We start from the raw sequence: 20,093 nt of genomic DNA, 5'->3' as shown, positions 1-20,093 counted from the left end.
CAGATTCATCGAGCAGCGGCTATCCGATCGGCACTTAAATGAAAGACCGAGGCTAGGCGGGCAGCAAGCTGACGGCGCGGGGCGGCCGACGCCAGGCGTCGGACCACAGAGGTAACCTGCGCAGTGCGTTCCGACGATCGGGGAGGTGACACGGATGACGGAAAATACCGTCGAACGGCGTCGGGCAGGCTACGGCGTCAAACTCGTACGTGGCCCGTTCGTACGCCTGGCGCCACACCCCGAGGCATGCGAGAACGACGACGAGTTCCTCCGCTTCGCAAAAGCGTGCCGTGAGCGGGGCGAGCGGCTGGCAGCGGACCTGTTCAGCGGCGCGGGTGGTCTGAGCCTGGGTCTCACCGAGGCCGGTTTCCGTGTGGTCCTGGCGGCCGACCGCGACCCAGAGTCCGTCGAGACACATCGTCATCACTACCCGGGCCTCACCCTCGACTACGACCTGGGAGAGTCCGCCAACATCCGGCGAATCGCCGCTCTGGTCAAGGAGGCGGGGATCGAGCTGCTGACCGGCGGCCCACCATGCCAACCCTTCTCCCGAGCGGGCCGGTCACTGATCCGTCACCAGGTCCGTCACGGTCTCCGCCCGGCACATGACGAACGCCGGGACCTCTGGCACTCGTTCCTGGAGGTCATTCAGCTGGCCACACCCGCCGCCGTGATCATGGAAAACGTCCCCGACATGGCACTCGATCGGGAGATGTTCATCCTCCGCACCATGGTGCACGAACTGGAGTCGATCGGTTACGCCGTCGAGGAACAGGTCGTCGACACCCTCCGTTACGGCGTACCCCAGTTCCGCCAGCGATTGATCCTGGTTGCACTGCGAGACGGAGTCGCCTTCGACTGGCCGCCGGAGGTACCGGACCGGGTGTCGGTGTGGAACGCGATCGGCGACCTACCCGAGGTCGAGGGCGGCTGGAGGCCCGAGGGTGGTGCCGACGGCTGGTCAGACTACACCGGCCCCGCTTCCGCCTTTCAGAGGCAGATGCGTCAGGGTGTTGCACCGGTGGACACGGGCAAGGTCTTCGACCACATCACCCGGCCCGTACGCGAGGACGACCAGCGCGCCTTCGACATGATGGACGCCGGCACCCGATACTCAGAACTGCCGGAGGACGTCAAGCGCTACCGCGACGACATCTTCGACGACAAGTACAAGCGCCTGAGCGAGGACACCTACTCCCGCACTATCACCGCGCACATCGCCAAGGATGGCTACTGGTACATCCATCCCCGACAGGACCGCACACTGACGGTGCGTGAGGCCGCGCGGCTGCAGACCTTCCCCGACTGGTTCCGCTTCGCCGGCCCACCGTCGGCCGCGTTCCGTCAGATCGGCAACGCCGTACCCCCGGCGCTGGGCACCCAGCTCGGACGCGCCGTGATGGCAGCGCTGGACGCCCTCAGGCCAACTCCGTACCGCAGCCGCGACATAGCCCACGCCCTCGCCACCTGGTTCGACGACCTCAGCGAGCCGGCCCTCCCGTGGCTGCGCGCTCGGACACGGTGGCAGGTCATCTCCGCGGAGATGCTTCTCGACCGGACAGCACCCGAGCAGGTTCGAATCCTCTGGTCACTGCTCGAACGATGGGAGCAGCCACAGGACACCGTCGACGCCGGCGACGAACTCGTCGAGATCGGGCGGTGGATCAACCGCGAGCACCGCGCGGAGCGGCTGCTCGAACTGGCGCGCACGCTCACCTCGCAACCAGACCTGCTCGACGACTACAAGATCCACAGCCTTCGCGGGGTCGACGCCTCGGTGATCGACCTTGCTGTCCTCGCGATCCCAACCCGCGACGAAGACAACGCGGAGGAACCCGTCCTCATCACCAAGGGCACTCACCGCGTCGCCGCCCGCTTCACCGGCGAGCACGTCGAACGCAGCCACAGAATGACAGCAGGGCGTCTGGCCGTTGCCCGAATGATCGGCGATGACGCCGACGCGCGGCGAGCACACCTCGGCCTGATCGAGCTGGCCACCTCCGTCTGCCGCCCGACCGACCCTGCCTGCCCACGCTGCCCCCTCAACAGGGCATGCAGCGAGGCTGCCAAACGGGGCAGTCGGATCGAACGGCAGCCGGTGGTCAGTCCCTGAAGCCGAGCGCAGCGGCGACATCAGGGGCTTCGGCCCGCAGCCTCTCCCCAATGCGTTGCAGAGCGGCGTACTCACCCGCACGCATCGCAGCGGCTCGGAGCGCCAAGCCGACAACCGGCATGGGTGGCGTCGCCCCAGATGCCTCGCTGCGAGACAGGGCTGCCAATTGCTCGGAGGCTACCTCCGCGCCCTCGGAGGCTCCACGCGAGTTCTTGCGGTAGGCGTCGTCCGCCCGCATGCACAGCTCGTGCACCGGACGTTCGAGCAGCTGGCGCAGCTGCGGCGGCATCGCCACCCTGATCTTCGCCACGTTGATATTGAACACCACGTCAAGATCCGTGTCGAAATCCAGTGCCGCCCGCGCGAGCTTCGTGTGCTCGTCGATGCCCCGCATGCCGTTCCATCCGCCCCACTGGACCAACCGCTGGGCACGGTAGACGTACAGGCCCTGCTGACGGTTCCAGTTCAGCGGGCCCGAGAGCCGCTCGAACTCCGCCTGGGACGAGAACTGGTCGCGGGACGGCAGGACGTACCGCTGCAATGAGACCGTGCCGGTGGCCTCACCGACGGTAACCTCAAAACGGAGCGGAGGAAGCACCTCTCGCGATGGCTCGTCCGGGGCGAACGGGTTCCACGGCTGGACCTTCTCGCCGTTCACCGTGATCACGAGGCCATCACCGACCTCGCCCTCAAGAAAGCGGTGGAAGACCGTACCCAGGTGGTCAGCCGTCCTGCCCGCCAGCGCTTCCAACCGGCGACGTGCCCAGCCGCCCTCTGGCTTACGCTCGGGCAGAACGCGGTCAAGTCCGCGCCAGAGCACCACGGTGCCCCCCGTGTCCGCCACCGTCTCGCGGGCCTTGACAACCCGCTCGTCGTTCGCCGGTTCTGCAACAACCCAGTCATCCACCTCGGCGATGAGATCGAGATCGATCATCCGTGACACGGTGCGCGCCGTGGCGGCCCTCCTGCGACTAACCACCGTCAGGGACCGACACTGCGACAGAGATGCGGTCTTCAATCCCAGCCCGTACCGGCCGAGGTCGCCGCGACCGTAGTCGCGCCGGCTGCCGTAGCGCAACGCCTCCAACAAGCCGTTGGCGCTCATACCCTCGCCGTCATCGGCGATCATCACCCACGAGTCGAAGCCGTCGAACACGATGTCGATCTCGACGCGATTCGCGCCTGCGGCGACACTGTTGTCCACCACGTCGGCCACCGCTGTCGGAAAGTCGTAACCGATGTCGCGCAGCGAGTCGGTCAACCGCGCAGCAGACGGCGCCACGCTGTACAGGTTCCGAGCGCTCACGACGCCTCCTCCGGTCGAAAACGGTGACGGGGACCAGGATGTCATACTCTCCCGCCAACCATCGCGTCAGACGCACACCAGTGCGAAGGCAACCAACCCGTGACACGGGCAGCCGCACCTGCGGCCGCCAGTGATCGGGGCTCGGAGCAGCGTCCGGGACATGGATCAACCACAGCCCATGTGACGCGTAACGGCGGATCCCACCGCGCGACCGACCAGTGAGAGAGGCGGGCGGCACAGGGACCGGGCCCCCGGCCACAAACCGTAGGACGGAGGGGCAAACTGACGCGGCGAATCGCGACCGGGCGCAATGGGTCGAACGATCGAAATCGATGTACCTCGCGACAGCCTGACCGGCTCGCCGCGCTGCAGGTAGCGGCGCACTTCCCGCTTAAAGGAAGGTGGCATCAGGTTAGTCAGGCGCGGCGTGCCGGCCGGGTGGACGGCGGGCGGTCGGACCTGCAGGAAGGGGGTTCGGACGCGACGAGTCACGCACCACACCAGCGACCCGGCGGGCCGCCCCACCTACCTCTTGGCGCACCTCGCACTCCCACACCCTAACCACTCGCCAGCCGGCTTCGACCAGTTCCTTGTCCACCCGCTGGTCCCGCTGCCTGTTCGTCTCGATCTTCGCCGCCCACCTGTCCGCGTTGGGACCCCGAAACCGGGACGGTCCGTGCTGCGGACATCCGTGCCAAAAGCACCCGTCGACGAACACCGCGACGCGTGGGCCCGGAAACGCGAGGTCCGGCCGGCACCGGTTGAACAGGGTTCGCCCCAGGCGATATCGAAGGCCGAGAGCGTGCACGGCGCGGCGCAACGCGACCTCGGGTGCGGTGTCCCGTGTGCGGCGGCCCCGCAGGTGGCTTCCCTCGGTCGTAGCCACCCAGGATCTTGCCTCAGCGCGACCCGGCGGCCGGGAGCCTTCATCGCCGTGGTTCGTCATCGCACCCCCAGCCTGACCGTTGGCAAGAGCGCCAGCGGCTCTTCACCTCGCCGCGTCACCGCCCCGAACCCTCGTCCGAGGTCGCGCCCGTGTCGCCTACCGTGTAGAGAGCTCAAGCCACGACCAGCTACCGCCAGTTTCGCACCTCGCACGCGTCCCGCCACCGTCGCTCCCACCGGCCCCGGCGCGGCCTGCCACTGGCGTGTGCCTCCAGCCCACGACGGCTGCGGTGATCCCATCGATGCTGTCCCTGCCGTCGGTACAGCCGGTCCAACGGAGGGCCCGCTTGGCCACCCCGACATCGATCATCTCCCTTGAGGTGAACACCAAGAGCGCCTTCGATGTTGTCCGAACCTTCCACTAGGTTTCCCCTGAAGGCGGGGATGGGAGGCAACTGGTGACCATGGCCGAAGGTTCGCCGAAGGCTTGGCTGATGTTGGCCGTCGGTACGGATCGCCAGCACGGCGGCAACGACGGGTACGACGACGACCCCGACGCTCACTACAGCTGGGACCACACCGTCGCCAACGCCCGCGCCGTGGCTGTTGGCGACCGGATCGTCCTGTGGGACAAGAAGGCAGTCATCGGCGCCTCCGTGATCCAGGGAATCGAGACAGGTTGGGCCGAGAAAATCCTCTACCGGTGCCGCCACTGTGGGGGCGCGAACATCAAGCGACGCAGGCAAGAGGCACCTAGGTTCAGGTGCACCCCCTGCGACAGGACGTTCGAGGAAGCCCTGACCCGTGTGGAGCGGGTGGAGACCTTCAGGTCGCGCCACGACGCCAACTGGCTAGATCTTGGCCGTTGCCTGGACGGAGACACCCTACGTGCGCTGTGCGTGTCCCCAAGATCCCAGCACAGCATGAGGCCACTGCGCTGGGACGCATTCGGTAAGGCGCTGGATCAGGCTGGTAGGGCGCGTGACACAGCGAGACTCAGCGAGGCGACGGCATGGGCGCAGTCCCTTCCAGGAGGTCACCGCCAGGCCAGGGTACGAGTTCGTGTCGGCCAGAGCGGGTTCAGGAGACGCTTGCTTGCGGCGCTGGGCCCGGTCTGTGCCTTCACCGGATCCAGCCCCGCGGCGGCGCTGGAAGCAGCCCATTTGTACAGCTACGCCACACTCGGTCAACATCACGACGATGGCGGGCTGCTGTTGAGACGGGATCTTCATCGGCTCTTCGACAGAGGCGACATCGCTGTCGACCCTGCCACCCTGACCATCAGCCTGCGCAGCGACCTGCTCACGTACCCGAGTTACGCGCCTCTTCAGGGCAAGCCGCTTGCAACGAAGTTGGAATCCGGCCACAGATCCTGGATACAGAAGCACTGGGAGCAACACCGACTCACCCCTCTTACCGCCGGCATACCATGACGCACTGGGTGAGAACTGGCCAGATGGCTCGCACTTTGCCTGGTCACGGTATCGCCTGCGACGTGCTGATGGCCCCGGGTGCTCGTGGGCGACACTGGTGGCCCGGATACCCGTCCGCGAGCAGAGAGAGTGCCGCTGGCCGGCCACGGCGCCGATTGCCGCCCGCTGTAAGTAGCTAATGAGTGACGTGAATGTGATCCTCATGTTTGACTGAGATCTATGCAGGCGGGGCAGGCTCGGCTGGCGATCGACTGCGGGAGCGCCAGCACCACCGCGGTGGTGGCGTGGCCGGACGGCAGCTGGACGCCGCTGCTGTTCGACGGCGATTCGGAGCTGCCCAGCGCGGTGCTGCTCGCCCCGGACGGAGCCGTGGTGACCGGCCATCAGGCGTGGCAGGCGGCCGTAAACGCTCCGGACCGGTTCGTGCCGGCCCCGCGACAGTCACCAGAGCAGCACCGGGTAACGATCGCCGACGCCGAGGTTGACGGCGTCGACCTGGTGGCCGCGACCCTGCGTCGGGTCGCCGACCAGGCACACCGCACGGTCGGGGTACAAGTGGAGGATGTGCGGCTGGTGGTGCCCGCCGGGTGGGACCCTCGTCGTCGTACCTGGCTGCGGCAGGCCGCTCACCGGGCAGGTCTGGCCCAACCGCGACTGGTTGAGGCGTGCAGCTTACGGTCGGATCGTTCCTCGTGGTCTGTAACGTCGGGGCCGGCGCGGAGGTCACGGTCCTGCGCCGCGGCACGGCGGGATTCGAGGTCCTGTCCACCCTGGCGGACCCGGCCGCTGGCGGCACGGCGATCGATGACGCCATCACCGCCGCCCTTACCGCCCACAACGGTTCCCACGACGGCGACAGCGCCCGGTGGGTGCTCGCAGCCAGCGTCCGGGCCGCGAAGCATGCCCCTGCCGACCGCGCGGCGGTGACCATGACGCTGCCCGACAACTCTGCGACGGTGCTCACCGTCGGGCTGCTGGACCAGACCGCCCGTCCTGTCCTACGGCGCGTCGTACACCTGATGAGCGAGGCCATCGCCGCGGCGGAGATCAGCGTGCACGACCTCACCGGCACTACCCGGCAGGCTATCGAGGCGGCGGTCGCTGAAGCACGACGACTGGGATCGTCGGGAAACTGACCGGGGCTGGTGGCCCTGCATCCGCCAACCCCGCCCCCAACTCCACCGCTGCCGCCGACGGCCCGACCACGACAGCAGCCGCCACGGATGACCCAGCCATCCCCGAATCGAGTCCCACATCCTGGAGCCGGCCGCCAACCGGCGTTCCCGACGGCTCGCCCACTGGGCCCCGAACGAAGATCCCACCACGAGAGGACACGGTGGTACAACGCTCCCTGGAGTTAGAAAACGAGTGCGCCGACACCCTCGCCCACGACGGCTACCGCGTGCATCAGAACCCGACGCGGCAGGAAATCGCCGACGCCCGCGAGAACACCAGCGACAGGGGGAAGCCGGACAAGGATCCGGACTACCTCATCGAGGGCCACGTCTTCGACTGCTACTCCCCCACTGCCGGCAAGGCGGTACGCGGGGTATGGACGGAAGTGTCACAGAAAGTAGCGAGGCAACAGACCCAGCGAGTGGTGTTGAACCTGTGCGACTGGCGCGGCGACATCGCCGGCCTGCAAAAGCAGTTCAACGACTGGCCGGTCCCACACCTCAAGGAACTGGCAGCGGTGACCCGAAACGGTGCGATTATTCAGATCGTCCGACGCAACTGAGAAGGCAGGCAAAACGTGGGCATCGAATACCGACTGACCCTAGCCGGCGACATCCCCCTGGAAGACCTCGCGTCCCTCGTCGCCCCACACGGCGTCGAGGAGTCCACCCTGCCCGGCTACCCCCGGCTGCTCACCGCCGACCTCGGGGAGGAACTCGGCTACACCGTCACCGTTTCCGCAGGCAGCAGCGGCTACTTCGACGCCGAAGACGACGACGGCACCCAGTGGGAATGGGAACCCGACACCTACACCAACATCATCTTCGACCTACGCACGAACAACCCACCCGAAGACGTGGTCCCAACAATGGTGTCAGCCGTGGCCCGGGTCCTCACCAACCGGCCGGAAGACGCCGCGTTCGTACTCAACGGCAACTGGCTCCTGCTAACACGAGTCACGGGACAACTACGCGAACACCGGCCAACCTGGTGGGACAACTACGACGTCAAAGGCGTGCTCCTCCGCTGAGCCACTTCCACGACATCCTCGCTGGCCCAACTCAGAGCGCCACCTCCGGAAGGCGTATGCCTTCGTGGCGCTGCCCTCGGCGAAGACGCATGGCTCCGCGCAGGAGCTGAGCAGCCCCTGCCGAGATCGTGGCAGCCGGCCCTGATGTACGAGGTTGCGGAAGTCCCCTGTCCCACCCTCACCGTCGTGGATCTGCACCCGGTGGTGTGCTGTGCCCTGTGCGCCGTCACCTGTGTGCTGTGCTGGGCATGCGATGTGTGCCGGGGAATCGAACCCCTACGCCTGCCCTCGGCGCTCCAAAGTGAGCCGGATTCCCCGCCGGCTAGCGGGTTGTGCACGCCTCCACGTCGGCTACCTGCTCCGCACCACATCAGTCGAGCAGATCGACCTCCCAGTTCGTCCGCTGGATCAACGTGTCCACCTCGCGTAACTGCCGGGCGAGGTCGTCCGCCTGCCCGCGCAACTCGCTCACCGACAGCGCCGGAACCATCGTCAACTCCGAGCGCAGCTGCCGATACCCACGCTGACCTTCACCCGCAGCGGCGTCCGCGGCGGACGTGACCACACTGTGCCGCAGCCGAAGCACATCGCGACGCGCGAGCGCGTCGGTAAGTGTGCCCCCCTCCCGTACGACGGTGACAGCGTTGGTGCGGTTAATCCGCCGGATCAACGACTCCAGCTCACCGAGTGCCTCGCCCGCCTCCGCGAGGAGCGCCGAGGCGTCCTCAGCTGGCGTCTCACCCTCCTGGTAGCGGGCGCTAGCCGTGATGCGGGCACGGAGTCGTTCGGCGCGGCGCGCCGCGTCCGAACGCAGCGCCAATGCCTCAGCAAGCTTCATGGGCACCATTATGACCAACGAAGATCAGCACCGCTGCCCCGTCGACGCTGACGGATCGGCCCGCCGGACAGCCACCGCCGCCACCCCCATCAGCGGGTGTGGCGGCGCAACCCCACCAGAGTCCGTACGGACATCTCGCGACAACGACGTGCCCCACCACCGACCCTCCGCACGCTGGCCCTCAGATCAGGTCACTCCCCACCTCGGCACTCGAAGCCCAGCACCGTCACCGCCGGGCCGTCTCCTACCGGCCAGCCAGGGCCAGTTCGCAGGGAGCGGGAACCCTTTGTGACCTTCGATGATGTGCGTGGTGTGTGCTCTCCAGCGGATGCCAACCGGAGTGAACCGATGCCAACACGGGTCACCGCGGGCGACCGCCGGTCGCAACCCGGGGTACGTGTGCTCGGGGTGTGCTCCTGGGCTGGGAGAACGGCGGTCCGGGGAACGTGGGTGAACGTGGGCCACTCCCTGCCACCCCAGGTGAACCCCAGGTCGCTAGACTAGGCCCTCGCGCCCTCGTAGCTCAGGGGATAGAGCAACGGTTTCCTAAACCGTGTGTCGCAGGTTCGATTCCTGCCGGGGGCACCTCGAAGATCAGCGAAAACACGATCTGAGCTGACAATACATACGCCCCTCTATTAGCACACATGCGCAGGTGTAGGTCACTGAAAGCCGCTACTTGTCGCCGTCCGTGGACTATTTGTGGATTGATCTTGAAGCCGTTTCCACAGCTCAGATGGGCCGCGGTGGACGCCACGTGGATTCTCCGGCCGCGGCCAAGCCTACCCATGCGAGTCGTCGTCCAACGCCTCCTCGATGCGCTGGTTGACGGTGGCCTCCTGGCCATCGATGCACTTGGCGTACACCTTGAGCAGCACGTCGACTGAATGCCCAGCGCGGTCCGCGACATCGGGCGCCGGGACGCCCTTGTTCAGCCAGAGCGACACCGCCGCATGCCTCAGGTCGTACGGCCGACCCGCCATCGGAGATGCCACCTGAGCCGGAGTCAGCGCCAACTCCCGGGCCGCCTTCCAGACCCGGGAGTAGGTCGTAGAGGACACCACGTTGCCCCTTTCGCTGCGGAACAGCCGACCATCCTTCGCCGCCCCGAACCGGTCCAGATGTACCCGCAGGGCTTTAACCAGGACTGGCGGGATCGGCACGGTACGCGCCTCGGCTACCGCCCGGTGCTTTAGGCCGCGCCGGTCGTGCACCTCACCACTGTCGGTGTACCGCTTCCCGGCCGCTGGCCGAGACTTCTCCAACGTCAGCCGGCCCCACCCCGTCTCGGGAAGATCACAGTCCTGCTCCCGCAGGGCCAGCGCCTCGCTCGGACGCAGTGCAGCGAAGTACAAGCAGCCGAAGAATGCGACCAGGCGCTCACCACGCCGGCCGTCGCGTCCCCGTTCACCCACGTACGACACGGCAGTCAGCAGCTCCCGGGCCTGCCGGCCATTGATCACCACCCGCCGGTCGATCGATTTGGCGATCTTCGCCCGCTGCCCCCGCACCCGGATCTTGTCGACCGGGTTGAACGGCAAGGCGTCCAGCTCCACCGCGTACTGAAGCGCGTTGTAGAAGACCGATCGCTTGCGCCGTACCGTCGTCGCTGCCGCGGCCCGCCCGTCAAGCCGGACCGCCAAGGCTTCAAGCGCGCCCCGCACGGCGACCGTCTCCCCAACCTCAGCCAGCGGCAGCGAGGCCCGCCGAAGCCAGCGCAGCGCCGGTGCCAGGTCGGCCGGCACCTCCGACTCACGGACCGCCGGCGGCAGCAGGTGATCACGAAGTACGCGGCGAAGCTCGACCGGCCCCGGCCGACCCGGCTGGTCACGGACCAATGCCGGGGTCACCGTCGCCAGTGCGTCGATCATGCTCTCCCGGGACTTGGCCGCCGCGCCGGGCCACTTCACATCCACGTACGACGCTACGAACTCCAGCCACGACATCGCGTTCTTCGGCTCGGTCATCGAGTCCGGCAGGCCGGTGGCGGCATCGAACGCCTCACCGCGGTTGGCCGCTTGCATGAGATCGGATCGATAGTTGTCCGCCAGTGCGCGGCTGGCAAAGTTGCGTGAACTCACCCGCCCGCCAACGATCCACCGCACGGTATAGGTCTTCTTTTTGCCGGCACCCTTATTAATGCGGATCTCCCAGATCCGCACCGACCGCGACTTCACGCCGCCTCCCGGTGCTGCTCTATCCACGCCTCTAGATCGCGCCGCTCGACGCGAAGCTGACCATTTGGCAGCTTGATGCATTCCGGAGCGATGCCCAGTTCACGCCACCGATAGAAGGTTCGACGCGACGTTTCCTTTAGGGTGGATAGGACTTCTGGAACGGTCAGCAACTCATTTTCCATGAGGGGTTTTCCTCCAGGCAGCGGGAAGAGGCTTTCATCGGGTTGTGGCGGAATCCAGAGTTGCGGGTATGGGGGTCAGCCACTCGCTCGTAGCCGCTTCCCCTCCGTTCATGCCCGCCGATGCCGGGGGACGTATCGCGCCGGCTCCACCACCGGAATCCGCACTGTCACTTGCTCGGACCAGTGAGGCCGCGTCAAAGGCTCCTGGCGCCTCTCGCGCTCATAGTCGATGACCCAGCCGGTAACCACGGCAAGGAGGGCACCCAGGCTGACCAAGAGCAGACCGATGACGATATACATGATGATCACGTTCTTCCCTCCTTAAGGCTTCGGTGTTGTGCCCGTTTGCGATACACTGTTCTTTCGCTCACTCCGAGCTGGGCGCTGATTTCGGAGACAGACAGGCCCGACTCGGCCAACTCAGCCACTAACGGTGCAGACTCGACCCAGTTCTTGCGGCAGTCGGCTAGCATTCCGTCGACCACCTCTCGCTCCAGGCGGGAGAGGCTTCGACCGTGCCCCCGCGCCCGCCGGGCGTACAGGGTCACATCACCCCATCTGCCGAGGCTCCACGCCGTCATACAGGCCCGAATGTCTGCTCGCACTAGCGGAGTGGTGCAGTGCCAGAGCGCCAGGGTTTCGGGGCAGGCGTGGTTTGCCGGACGGTCCGCGCCGAGCGGATCTCCGCTGACCTCCCAGCGCCGATGATGGCGCTTGCACCACCCGCGCCCATAGTGCTGACGCCCGCAGCCGGGCAACCCGCACAGAGATCTACCTGCACGAGAGTCGCGCGTGTCGCCCGTCCTGAGCCACCGCTGATAGTGCGTCATGCACCAACCCCGTGCGTGGCACGGGCCCTCACACCCTTCGATCGAGCATGGTTTGGGCGGCTTGGGTCGACGCCCTCCCGACCGCGGTAGCACCGTCAGCGGGTCGCCATGGACCCGCCAGCGGCGCCAGTGCAGGGCGCACCACCCCCGCGCTGCCACCCCCCGCCCGCACCCCTTGACCTCGCAGACCATCACGCCACCCGTTGCTTTCGGTTCCGAGCAGTCAAAATCTGCGCGTCAAGCCGGTCACTCAACGTTGGGCCGTTGGTTCCGCCGGCTTGGGTGCGTCGGCGGTCGCGCGCCGACGTGCCACCCCAGACGCCGTACTCCTCCGTCCTGCCCCACTCCTGGCACTCCGTCTGGATGGGGCACCCGGCGCATAGCTTTTTGGCCCGCGCAACCAAACCCGGCTTGGTGGCGAAGAACAGGTCCGGATAGACGTTGCAATCGATTGCGCTCACTAGCGGTTTCCCTCCGAATCCGGAAAGTCGAGCCCTCCCACCAGGTCGTTTATAAGCCCCCTCGCAACCCCGTTCACCACCCGGCCAACCAACCCCCGCACCTGGGCAGGATTTGTGCGTGCAACGGACACCCCCACAACAAAGCACAGCTCTACGGGGTCAACGCCAAACATCAGCATCTTCCCCACCGCATTCAGAACGCAGGCGGCGTCCGGGTCGGCGTGACCCGCCAGCAGGCGCTTCTCCGCGTCCGACAAGCTCAACCCCTCCACGATCTGCTCCAGCACAGCCCACTGCTCGTCGGAAAACTCTCGCCCATGGCTCTCACTCACGGTTTGCGCTCCCTTGGTAGAAAGATCTTTTGGGGAAGTAGGAAGTAGGGCGCCGGGGGCTCGAACCCCGGACGGCGGCCAGACCCACTCGCCCTGATAGTTCCGCTAGCGCGTAGCCGCGCGGCTTATGATCCGCTTAATTGTGACAATGCTCCACAGCCCGCCGGTCAGGATGATCAACACAATCTCCTTGAGCCAGTTGATCGGCGGCACCGATACCACCCGCTGCACCTTTGCCAATGTTTCACCCCCTCGGTATCACCGGCGGGCAGCGTACGGCAGCGGTCCGTAGAGTGGGGTCAGCTACGCGACACCAGGAGTATCTGTGACATGTGCCAGATGAGGGTCAGCAGGTCGTCTGGCGTGAGATGCACCTCGCCCCCGCTCTCCCCTGAGCCTTCGGCAGTGACGCCCAGTACATACACGCCCGCCCCCGCCGGAGCTAGGTAGACATAGCCGTCCCCGACCGTTTGCAGCTCCAGCTCCAGGCCCGCCATCACTCCACCCCACTTTGGGAGGGTGCGATACGAATTTCGTCCAAGGGGGCCGCCTTGCTGGTGACGCGGATGTCCCCACCGCGGATCATCGCACCCCGCGTGGTGAAGGTGACGGTGACGAGCTTTCTGCCAACCCGAGTGATGACACCCCTGCGATACGCGCCCATGCTGTGGACGTAGGCGACCTGACCCACGGCTACATCCTTTACGCTGCCGGGGGACTTCCCGACGTTGGGCGGGCTGGAGCTCACCAGTCGCTCCAGGTCGACGGCTACCCCTGTGCTGATCGGGTAGTTCCGGATCTCCGCTCGCGTCAGATACTCAGCCATAGCTACTCCTCTACTCATTGCTTGCGTGGGCGACGGAGGCTTGCACTCCGGCGGGGGCCTTTCGCCCCCACTACGACACTCTCGGGATACTGAGCATCCCCAGGGCCACATTAAGTGCCGCCCGAAGCCTCCCTATTTCCCTATCGTTTGAATCCCCCTCTGCCGCCTTGTCGGCGCTTTCAGCCAAGCCCGCCAACATGGCTGCATCCTCGGCGCTGTAGCGAACTATCCGATCCGTCGCTACTGGTGGTGGATCGTCTCGATCGCCTCCATAAGGGAACATCAATTCCACGCCCAACGCGACGCCCCAGGACAGCTCGGAAATTTCGACGTACTGCCCTACCGCCAGAGCTGGCTCAACCCCCTGCATACTGCGAACGAGTTCCGCCGCATCCTCGTGGGAGTCGGCCCGCACTCGCGCTACAAAGGTGGCAAGTCCATCGATCACATATTCAGCCACAAACCCTCCTCCAATCATTGCCAACGTGGACGCCGGAGGCTTGCACTCCGGTGTGGGCTTGGATACCGCTCGCCCGTCCGCTCACTAGCGGTTTCGCATCGAAGCGATGCGCTTCCGGCCAGGGCGGCCCGACCCCCGGGCTTCGTGCCCTCCATGCGCGCGGCTCGCATACCGGCAATTGACGCGCTCACCGTGGTGCCATCCACGACAATCGACGCTCTTCAACTGGCGATACTGGTCGCCACCGCGAGCCGCTAGATCGCTTTCGAGATCGTCGATCTGGGTTTGGTGCAGTCGTTCATAGTGCACTTGGTCCGGCAAGTGCTCTGTCGCGAGCGGGTGGCTCGGAAATGCGCTGAACCACAGGCGAAAGTACAGCCCAGCAGCAGCGCTGTTCAACGGCACGCGTTGAGACACCTCACCAACCATCAGGCACATCTCGGCCGCCGTAGCCGGCCGGGTGTCACCGCCCACGGCGACGCGCTCCAGCAACTCGGCCATATGGGAGCGGACCACAAATTCGGTACCCATACCGATCCCGAGTTCGTCGCGAGGCTTGATGAGCGAGAAAGCGTGGAATAGCGCATCGCGTTGGCCAGGATGACGTCGAATCGCGCTCGCGATTTCGTCCTCAGCCCACCCCATGCACTCGAATACCCCTCCTAGCTCTGCCATGGTGCTATTGACCAACTCGTTCAGGGTTTGTCCCTGACTGCGAGCCTGCATCGGGTTCGCCATCCGGATCCTCCTTGGCAAGTAGTGCCCCGGCTCTCTCGTCTGCCTACGTGGACGCCGGAGGCTTGCACTCCGGTGCGGGCTTGGTTACCACTCGCCCGTCCGCTCACTAGCGGTTTCCCGCCTAAAGCTCCGCGATACGCTTGTTGATCTCCGCGATCTTCTCTTCTGCCTGGGCCATCTCCTTGTGAGCAAGGCGGGTCTTGTGTTCCTGCGAGGACCGCTGTGCCTCTAACCCCAAGCGCGCGCTGATGCGCTGCCAGTCAGGGCAGAATGCCTCGAATAGGGTTAACACCTCGATTTCGATCTCACACAGCCGCTCCCGCGCCTTACTGTCAAAGCCGACCGGCAGAAGGTTTCCATTGACATAGCCACCCCTGTACGGGTGGCTTTCGTGCCGCCAGACAACCTCGCTCCCCAGGCGGTCGTTCCAACGCTGCCCTTCTGGCACCTGCTGAACCAGGGTGTGGAGGCGATAGTCACGGCCGCGGATTTTGACGAATCCGTACGGTTCTCGTGCGCTGGGCTCATGGTCCGTGTGCAGCTCGACCCGTGGCCAGAGTTCAGTAACCCGATCTCCCCAGAGCCCCAGGGAGTGAGTTCGCTCCTCGGCGGCCCGGATCGTAACGTGCACCCTTCCTTCCCGCACCTCGTAGGCGGACGTGTAGTCAGTCTTGGCTTCCATGCTGCCCTTTCTCATGCTGATTCAGTCAAGGTCTTGGCCGCGTCGATTTGCTCAGGCACCCTTAGGGGTGTTTCGGCTTCAGCGGGCGTAGTGGGCTCGGTAGTGAGCCTCGGCCGCGTCGTACGCCGCGCCCCAGGTGCGTCCGGCATCTTGCGCGTGCTGAGCAACGCGGAAATACCGAGTTGTTTCGTGGGACATCAGCCCGCGCAGTGCGCCTTCCCCGAGGGCGTCAATGGTGTTCGAGAGTCCTCGGTGACGATTCTCATCAACCATTCCCAGCACCACCCCGATCAGGCACCCGGTCTTTGTGCGGGGGTCGTCTGGGTTGCCTCCAGCCTCGTGTACAGAAATCGGTTCGTACTTGCAGGGGCCATTTCCGCCCGGGTTGTACACGAAATCCCAGCCCTGCGTTTCTACTGCCTTGGCCAGCAGTTCACGCGCCTGTTCGATTTCAATCACTTTCGACCTCCCTATCGGCAGCCATCATCAGGAGCGGAATGCCAGCCCGCCCGACCCCCTCGCGAGGGTTTCGGCGTGGTTAGTCGTTGATCGAAAGCACGATCGCGGCCCCTAGGTGCGCGTCGTCATCCCAAGCCTGTTCGGCGTCGTAGTACCTGCCGAGGCTGTCGAGCAGGTGCACCGAGTCGGACGAGTCCTTCTCACAGGCCACGGCCAGGCTGCCACCGTGCTCACCGCGAAGCCCCTTCAGCCGCTCAATCAGATCGTCCAGCGTGTAGACGGTGCTGGTGTAGCCGAACTTCGGGTGCTTGACCTCTCTTGGCATCACTCTCTCCTCGCGATGGCAGCCGTCATCAGGAGGGGCATGCCAGTCCCCTCGTTTCCTTTCGGGTGCGTCAGAAGTTCTCCCGGCGGATTCCGAGCCTCGGGCCGAGCCGAAGTCGAATAGCGGGCTCGTTTCCCACGCGCCAGCCAATGCGGCCAACCCGCTCGGCCGGATAGACGTCGAGATAGCATTCGAACGTCACGCAAGGCATGTCGAAGGACTCCGTTACGGTGGGGATAGCGATCCCGTCGTCGCCGAGCGCGACCTTCTGCGGCGTATACCGCCAATCCCTGCCCATTTCAAAGCGTTCCCTCAGGGAATAGCCGGCGGCAGTTATGGTTGGCCATGACTCCAGGCTGTCGGGGAAGTCACCATGGCTGTAGCCAGGCCCGCCCCACCACATCCCGAACACTCGTCGTGCACCTAGACGCGTCACTACGATCCCCTCTCATGTGCGCCTACGTGGGTGCCGGAGGCTTGCACTCCGGTGCGCGGCGTGGCTACCGCTCACCCCGGCAACCACCTACACCTGTCAGCAGAATGCGGATGGCGCCAAACTTTGACACTCTCACTAGCGGTTTCAGTCAAACTCATCCGAGGAACACGCAAACATGTCAAGGGTGTCAACCATTTGCGCCAGGATCGAGATCCTGTCCTCGTCCAAGGCCGGGCAGTGCACGCCGTACTCCGGACAAGGCGCACCCCATAGCCCCCGGTCATGCGCACCCGCGTGTTCGACCTCATGCGCCAGAAAGGAGCACACGCTCCGCAGAATGTCGTTAGCGCTCGCTCGCCAGCCCATCGGCGCGAAGATGTCCGCGCCTCGGACCACGTGCGCGCCATCCGTAACCGTGTACCGCACAGGACTTCCGGGCCAGGCCAGAGCCTGACCGGCAGCCCATGATCCCGTAAAGGTCAATGCGGCCAGGATGTCCGGGCCACCTTGTATTGCGGCGGCAAGTGTGTGGTTGGTGGTGATCTCCATATCACTCCTCCCGGCTTTCAATCTGCCGAGTGGTCACGCCGGGAATCGAACCCGTGGGGATCGGCGGCACCCCGATGTCGGCTAGTGCCGCCTCACCCACCCCACACCCCGCCTAGCGGCGGGGGCGTCGTGACCCCGAGCCGCGCACTGCCCAACACAAGCTAGGCAGTGCGCGACTCCGTTTGTAGATGCGACCGGGCCTCGCGCTCACTGCCTCCCGGTCCCGGTCGTACCCGGGAGGCTGAACCCGGCGGTTAGACAAGGGCTTCCGAGACCACAAGCCGCCTAGGCGTCGCACCTGATCCGAGAGGACTTACCGCCCCGTTGCTCACACTAGCGGAATGCCGCTATAGCGTGTGGCGCTGGATTGTGCCCGACCTAGCGGGTGCGCCGTTTACCCGTCCGACTGCCTAGGCAGGGAGCGCTGATCCGCCGGCATTCCAGCGGTCCCGCTTTCCCCGCGCGCTTGCTCACGGGTCTATCTGATCTCCGGTACTCCTGCTGTGCAGGTCCCCCCGTGCGGGGGAAGGGCTAGCGCCGGAGCGCGTCCCTTCTGTGTTGCCGACTCACACTAACGGTTTGGCTCGCTTTTCGTCAACCCGTTCGGACGGTAAGGATGTGACCCCCGCTTCGTGCCATCTTTTCCCATAGGCACCCCGGCTTAACTTGCAGCCAACCGCTCTTGTTTTGTCAGCTAGGCCGGCTCTTTCTGATCCGGCCATCCCGCCGGCCGTTGTCGCTATCCGGCGGAACGGGAACGACATTACGGGGGTGGCCCGGTCTAGCGGTTCCCCCATTCGCTCACACTAGCGGTACCCGTTTGGCTGATGCCTACCCACCACACGCACGCGCACGCGAGGCCGCACGACAACGGGCACGGCTCACACTCACGGTTAGGCCACTAGCGGGTCTGAGATGCCCTCTGGCCGGACTTTAGGCGTAAGCGGCATCTCGGGTAGTCAACCGTCGATCTGACGCGCTCTCCGTGGCTCTCACGGCGTTATGCCTGTTCAGGGTGGGGGTATGACCCGCTGCCGGGTCGTCAGGGGTCACCGGCAGGTATAGGAGCCGAGATCTTGCGCAGGTTATAAGCTCGATTAAGTCCGGGTGAATCCGGTATTATCGGACATTACTGTGCCGCTGGTCGAACACAGTAGTCCCAGCCCACCCCCGCGCCCCCTGGGTGCTGCGGGCGACATTTCGCTACCCTAGTTGATCTCTAGACGCAAGAAACGGCCTCCGGTCCCCGATCTATAAGTAGAAGGGTAAAGATCTTAGTAAACAGTAATGCTGGTTGCAGCTATCTTGCTAACCCCGGAAAGGGTGGGAAGCTAGAGAGTTGAAGATGTAGAGGTTCCAGCTCGAACCCGACATCGACGTTACTGTTAGCGGCTATCTCCCCATGGGGGTGGGATGGTTGGTTCAAAATACTAGCCCGGGTTCATGACTATCATGTAGATATTCGTTAACATGACCGGGCATTAGCAAATTGAGGTGACCTGTTGGCATGGAACGGGTCCGACAGGCGTAGCCGTTTACCGGTTAACTGGAGAGCCATCAAGGCAGAAGTCTATCGCTTAAAGGGTAGGCGTTGTCTGGTGATTGTCAAGCGACTCGACGGATCCTTTCGTAGATGTGGTAAGCCCGCGACAGATGTAGACCATATCCGGCGGGGAGATGACCACACTCTTAAGAACCTAAGACCGGCTTGCACAGAATGCCATAACCGGAAGAGCGGTCAAGAGGGCGCAGCAGCACGGTATAGGCATAGGGCTCGCGCAACACTTCCGCCCGAGCCGCACCCGGCCGAGCTGTGGCGCTTGCAGCAGGGCGAGAGCGCCCCCAGGGGCGCCCGCTCGGCGATGGATTGAGCGTCCTGCTCTCCGTTGCCCCGCCCCCGCAGTCCCCGCCCCTCTCCGGGTCGACTGCGGGGGCAACCACCTGCCTGGCCCACTTGGTCCAGGGCCGCTTACCAGCCGCAAGGAGCTCCAGATGAGCACTGAGACCCAGACCGCCACCCCGGCCGATGTCCGCGAGTGGGCGCGCTCAAGCGGGTGGCCCGTGGGCACGCGGGGGCGATTGTCCGCTGAGATCAAGGACGCCTATGCCGCTGCGACCGGTCGCCGGCTTGGCTGAGTACAAGAGCCGCTGGCGGTGGGCTTGGGCCATCTGGCTAGCGGTTGTGGCCGCGAGTTTCGCGGTCATGGAAGGGCTGGCCCTAGTCCGGCGCCGCCCGGGGGACACGCTCAGCGAGGCTACGCGGCACTGGATCAAGGCCAAGAAGGGTCGGGGTCTTAGTCGCGGTGAGTGGGGACTCATCGCCGCGCTGGGCGCCTTCCTGATTTGGTTTCTGCCGCATATCACACTGGAGATCTGGTGACGGCGCCCGACTCCGCGAGGAGGTGGGTCCATGGGAAGCCGCGGTCCCGTACCGAATCGGAGCGAGGATCTATCTCGTGACCGTGACGCTAATCGCGGTGGTCGTCCGGATATCACCAAGGGCAAGGCTCGCCCGGTGGTCTGGCCTCAGCCGGACGAGGGCTGGCATGACATCGCCCGCATGCTCTGGGACGCCTGCCAGCTTTCGGGCCAGGCGGACTTTTACCAGCAGAGCGACATAGCGCTCCTGTACTCACTCTGCGATGACCTCTCTCATTACAAGGACGGCCGCAAAAGGTCTGGCCAGATGCTGCAAACCATCATGAGCAGCTTTGAGCGACTGCTGGTAGCCGAGGGCGATAGGCGCCGCGTGCGCGTGGAGCTGGAGGTCGAGAGCGCCGAGGACGACGGCATTGCGCACTACATGGAGGACGACGGGCCGGGTCTTCGGCTCGTGAGCTGACAGACAGGCACTG

26 protein-coding genes and 1 tRNA gene are annotated in these 20,093 nt (G+C 65.2%); 9 read left to right on the top strand and 18 right to left on the bottom strand.

Annotated features, from left to right (window positions below; translation table 11 throughout):
* The first annotated feature begins 154 nt into the window (after positions 1-154).
* Positions 155-2,113, top strand: a complete 1,959-nt coding sequence (dcm, locus tag STROP_RS02890; protein ID WP_011904483.1) for a DNA cytosine methyltransferase — start codon at positions 155-157, stop codon at positions 2,111-2,113.
* Here dcm and STROP_RS02885 read toward each other — a convergent pair.
* Together STROP_RS02885 and STROP_RS23540 are read right to left on the bottom strand one after the other, a co-directional pair.
* Positions 2,103-3,419 (bottom strand): ATP-binding protein, encoded by a 1,317-nt coding sequence (locus tag STROP_RS02885; protein WP_011904482.1) that lies wholly within the window; start codon positions 3,417-3,419, stop codon positions 2,103-2,105. The two genes, dcm and STROP_RS02885, sit on opposite strands and share 11 nt — an antisense overlap.
* Positions 3,420-3,831: 412 nt before the next feature.
* Entirely contained in the window at positions 3,832-4,365 is a 534-nt protein-coding gene (locus STROP_RS23540; protein ID WP_011904481.1) for a very short patch repair endonuclease, read from the bottom strand.
* Between the two features lie 403 nt (positions 4,366-4,768).
* Between STROP_RS23540 and STROP_RS02880 the strand changes: the two genes are divergently transcribed.
* From STROP_RS02880 to STROP_RS02865, 4 genes are all read left to right on the top strand, one after another.
* Positions 4,769-5,737, top strand: coding sequence for an HNH endonuclease (locus tag STROP_RS02880; protein ID WP_011904480.1), 969 nt, complete (start codon positions 4,769-4,771; stop codon positions 5,735-5,737).
* A gap of 665 nt (positions 5,738-6,402) precedes the next feature.
* Positions 6,403-6,873, top strand: a complete 471-nt coding sequence (locus STROP_RS23240; protein WP_011904479.1) for an Hsp70 family protein — start codon at positions 6,403-6,405, stop codon at positions 6,871-6,873.
* A gap of 200 nt (positions 6,874-7,073) precedes the next feature.
* Entirely contained in the window at positions 7,074-7,475 is a 402-nt protein-coding gene (locus STROP_RS02870; RefSeq protein ID WP_011904478.1) for a CdiA C-terminal domain-containing protein, read from the top strand.
* Between the two features lie 15 nt (positions 7,476-7,490).
* Positions 7,491-7,943 carry a SitI3 family protein gene (locus STROP_RS02865; protein ID WP_011904477.1) on the top strand — a complete coding sequence of 151 codons (453 nt, stop codon included), beginning with the start codon at positions 7,491-7,493 and terminating at the stop codon, positions 7,941-7,943.
* Between the two features lie 370 nt (positions 7,944-8,313).
* Here STROP_RS02865 and STROP_RS02860 read toward each other — a convergent pair whose 3' ends face one another.
* Complete coding sequence (locus tag STROP_RS02860) at positions 8,314-8,781, bottom strand: DIP1984 family protein (protein WP_037329625.1); 468 nt, start codon at positions 8,779-8,781, stop codon at positions 8,314-8,316.
* Between the two features lie 512 nt (positions 8,782-9,293).
* On the opposite strand from STROP_RS02860, the gene STROP_RS02855 reads away from it, so the two are divergent.
* Positions 9,294-9,366 (top strand) — tRNA-Arg (locus STROP_RS02855).
* 197 nt (positions 9,367-9,563) lie between these two features.
* Here STROP_RS02855 and STROP_RS02850 read toward each other — a convergent pair.
* The 15 genes from STROP_RS02850 to STROP_RS02795 all read right to left on the bottom strand — a co-directional run bounded on the left by STROP_RS02850 (position 9,564) and on the right by STROP_RS02795 (position 17,238).
* A complete protein-coding gene (locus STROP_RS02850) occupies positions 9,564-10,958 on the bottom strand; it encodes a tyrosine-type recombinase/integrase (RefSeq protein ID WP_011904475.1) in 1,395 nt (464 codons plus the stop codon).
* A complete protein-coding gene (locus tag STROP_RS23535) occupies positions 10,955-11,140 on the bottom strand; it encodes a helix-turn-helix transcriptional regulator (RefSeq protein WP_011904474.1) in 186 nt (61 codons plus the stop codon). Before STROP_RS23535 ends, STROP_RS02850 begins: the two co-directional genes overlap by 4 nt.
* A 108-nt stretch (positions 11,141-11,248) precedes the next feature.
* Positions 11,249-11,449 carry a hypothetical protein gene (locus tag STROP_RS02845; protein WP_043535159.1) on the bottom strand — a complete coding sequence of 67 codons (201 nt, stop codon included), beginning with the start codon at positions 11,447-11,449 and terminating at the stop codon, positions 11,249-11,251.
* Positions 11,446-11,613 carry a helix-turn-helix domain-containing protein gene (locus tag STROP_RS26290; protein ID WP_420794857.1) on the bottom strand — a complete coding sequence of 56 codons (168 nt, stop codon included), beginning with the start codon at positions 11,611-11,613 and terminating at the stop codon, positions 11,446-11,448. Before STROP_RS26290 ends, STROP_RS02845 begins: the two co-directional genes overlap by 4 nt.
* Positions 11,614-12,161: 548 nt before the next feature.
* A complete protein-coding gene (locus tag STROP_RS26285) occupies positions 12,162-12,431 on the bottom strand; it encodes a WhiB family transcriptional regulator (protein ID WP_043535155.1) in 270 nt (89 codons plus the stop codon).
* Entirely contained in the window at positions 12,431-12,763 is a 333-nt protein-coding gene (locus STROP_RS25010; protein ID WP_011904472.1) for a hypothetical protein, read from the bottom strand. The genes STROP_RS26285 and STROP_RS25010 overlap by 1 nt, the downstream gene beginning before the upstream one ends.
* A gap of 299 nt (positions 12,764-13,062) precedes the next feature.
* Positions 13,063-13,260 (bottom strand): hypothetical protein, encoded by a 198-nt coding sequence (locus STROP_RS02825; protein ID WP_148217321.1) that lies wholly within the window; start codon positions 13,258-13,260, stop codon positions 13,063-13,065.
* Positions 13,260-13,589 carry a hypothetical protein gene (locus STROP_RS23235; RefSeq protein WP_050764942.1) on the bottom strand — a complete coding sequence of 110 codons (330 nt, stop codon included), beginning with the start codon at positions 13,587-13,589 and terminating at the stop codon, positions 13,260-13,262. Before STROP_RS23235 ends, STROP_RS02825 begins: the two co-directional genes overlap by 1 nt.
* A gap of 70 nt (positions 13,590-13,659) precedes the next feature.
* Positions 13,660-14,049, bottom strand: a complete 390-nt coding sequence (locus STROP_RS24520; protein ID WP_148217320.1) for a hypothetical protein — start codon at positions 14,047-14,049, stop codon at positions 13,660-13,662.
* A gap of 84 nt (positions 14,050-14,133) precedes the next feature.
* Entirely contained in the window at positions 14,134-14,787 is a 654-nt protein-coding gene (locus tag STROP_RS02815) for a hypothetical protein (protein ID WP_050764939.1), read from the bottom strand.
* 121 nt (positions 14,788-14,908) lie between these two features.
* Entirely contained in the window at positions 14,909-15,484 is a 576-nt protein-coding gene (locus tag STROP_RS02810) for a hypothetical protein (RefSeq protein WP_043535150.1), read from the bottom strand.
* A gap of 63 nt (positions 15,485-15,547) precedes the next feature.
* The gene (locus tag STROP_RS24515; RefSeq protein ID WP_011904469.1) at positions 15,548-15,928 is read right to left on the bottom strand and encodes a hypothetical protein; all 381 of its coding nucleotides are present in this window, start codon (positions 15,926-15,928) and stop codon (positions 15,548-15,550) included.
* Positions 15,929-16,007: 79 nt separating this feature from the next.
* A complete protein-coding gene (locus STROP_RS02805) occupies positions 16,008-16,253 on the bottom strand; it encodes a hypothetical protein (protein ID WP_011904468.1) in 246 nt (81 codons plus the stop codon).
* Positions 16,254-16,323: 70 nt separating this feature from the next.
* A complete protein-coding gene (locus tag STROP_RS02800) occupies positions 16,324-16,665 on the bottom strand; it encodes a hypothetical protein (protein WP_011904467.1) in 342 nt (113 codons plus the stop codon).
* A 168-nt stretch (positions 16,666-16,833) separates the two neighbouring features.
* Positions 16,834-17,238 carry a hypothetical protein gene (locus STROP_RS02795; protein ID WP_148217319.1) on the bottom strand — a complete coding sequence of 135 codons (405 nt, stop codon included), beginning with the start codon at positions 17,236-17,238 and terminating at the stop codon, positions 16,834-16,836.
* 1,598 nt (positions 17,239-18,836) lie between these two features.
* Here STROP_RS02795 and STROP_RS26280 point away from each other — a divergent pair.
* The 3 genes from STROP_RS26280 to STROP_RS02780 all read left to right on the top strand — a co-directional run bounded on the left by STROP_RS26280 (position 18,837) and on the right by STROP_RS02780 (position 20,080).
* The gene (locus STROP_RS26280; RefSeq protein ID WP_202944445.1) at positions 18,837-19,109 is read left to right on the top strand and encodes an HNH endonuclease; all 273 of its coding nucleotides are present in this window, start codon (positions 18,837-18,839) and stop codon (positions 19,107-19,109) included.
* Positions 19,110-19,230: 121 nt separating this feature from the next.
* Positions 19,231-19,374, top strand: a complete 144-nt coding sequence (locus STROP_RS23515) for an Lsr2 family DNA-binding protein (protein ID WP_080516554.1) — start codon at positions 19,231-19,233, stop codon at positions 19,372-19,374.
* A 274-nt stretch (positions 19,375-19,648) separates the two neighbouring features.
* A complete protein-coding gene (locus STROP_RS02780) occupies positions 19,649-20,080 on the top strand; it encodes a phage terminase small subunit (RefSeq protein ID WP_011904465.1) in 432 nt (143 codons plus the stop codon).
* The last annotated feature ends 13 nt before the right edge of the window (positions 20,081-20,093 follow it).

This window comes from Salinispora tropica CNB-440 (genome assembly GCF_000016425.1).
Lineage (GTDB): Bacteria > Actinomycetota > Actinomycetes > Mycobacteriales > Micromonosporaceae > Micromonospora > Micromonospora tropica.
Note: the sequence above shows the minus strand (reverse complement) of the source record. Positions and strands in the feature narration are given on the sequence as shown.

Excerpts from the sequence above, each read along its gene's own strand:
- dcm (WP_011904483.1), top strand. The coding sequence starts at position 155 with ATGACGGAAAATACCGTCGAACGGCGTCGGGCAGGCTACGGCGTCAAA.
- STROP_RS23540 (WP_011904481.1), bottom strand. The coding sequence starts at position 4,365 with ATGACGAACCACGGCGATGAAGGCTCCCGGCCGCCGGGTCGCGCTGAG.
- STROP_RS02880 (WP_011904480.1), top strand. The coding sequence starts at position 4,769 with ATGGCCGAAGGTTCGCCGAAGGCTTGGCTGATGTTGGCCGTCGGTACG.
- STROP_RS02860 (WP_037329625.1), bottom strand. The coding sequence starts at position 8,781 with ATGAAGCTTGCTGAGGCATTGGCGCTGCGTTCGGACGCGGCGCGCCGC.
- STROP_RS23535 (WP_011904474.1), bottom strand. The coding sequence starts at position 11,140 with ATGGAAAATGAGTTGCTGACCGTTCCAGAAGTCCTATCCACCCTAAAG.
- STROP_RS26290 (WP_420794857.1), bottom strand. The coding sequence starts at position 11,613 with ATGCTAGCCGACTGCCGCAAGAACTGGGTCGAGTCTGCACCGTTAGTG.
- STROP_RS02825 (WP_148217321.1), bottom strand. The coding sequence starts at position 13,260 with ATGGCGGGCCTGGAGCTGGAGCTGCAAACGGTCGGGGACGGCTATGTC.
- STROP_RS23235 (WP_050764942.1), bottom strand. The coding sequence starts at position 13,589 with ATGGCTGAGTATCTGACGCGAGCGGAGATCCGGAACTACCCGATCAGC.
- STROP_RS02815 (WP_050764939.1), bottom strand. The coding sequence starts at position 14,787 with ATGGCGAACCCGATGCAGGCTCGCAGTCAGGGACAAACCCTGAACGAG.
- STROP_RS02810 (WP_043535150.1), bottom strand. The coding sequence starts at position 15,484 with ATGAGAAAGGGCAGCATGGAAGCCAAGACTGACTACACGTCCGCCTAC.
- STROP_RS02805 (WP_011904468.1), bottom strand. The coding sequence starts at position 16,253 with ATGCCAAGAGAGGTCAAGCACCCGAAGTTCGGCTACACCAGCACCGTC.
- STROP_RS02795 (WP_148217319.1), bottom strand. The coding sequence starts at position 17,238 with ATGGAGATCACCACCAACCACACACTTGCCGCCGCAATACAAGGTGGC.
- STROP_RS23515 (WP_080516554.1), top strand. The coding sequence starts at position 19,231 with ATGAGCACTGAGACCCAGACCGCCACCCCGGCCGATGTCCGCGAGTGG.
- STROP_RS02780 (WP_011904465.1), top strand. The coding sequence starts at position 19,649 with ATGGGAAGCCGCGGTCCCGTACCGAATCGGAGCGAGGATCTATCTCGT.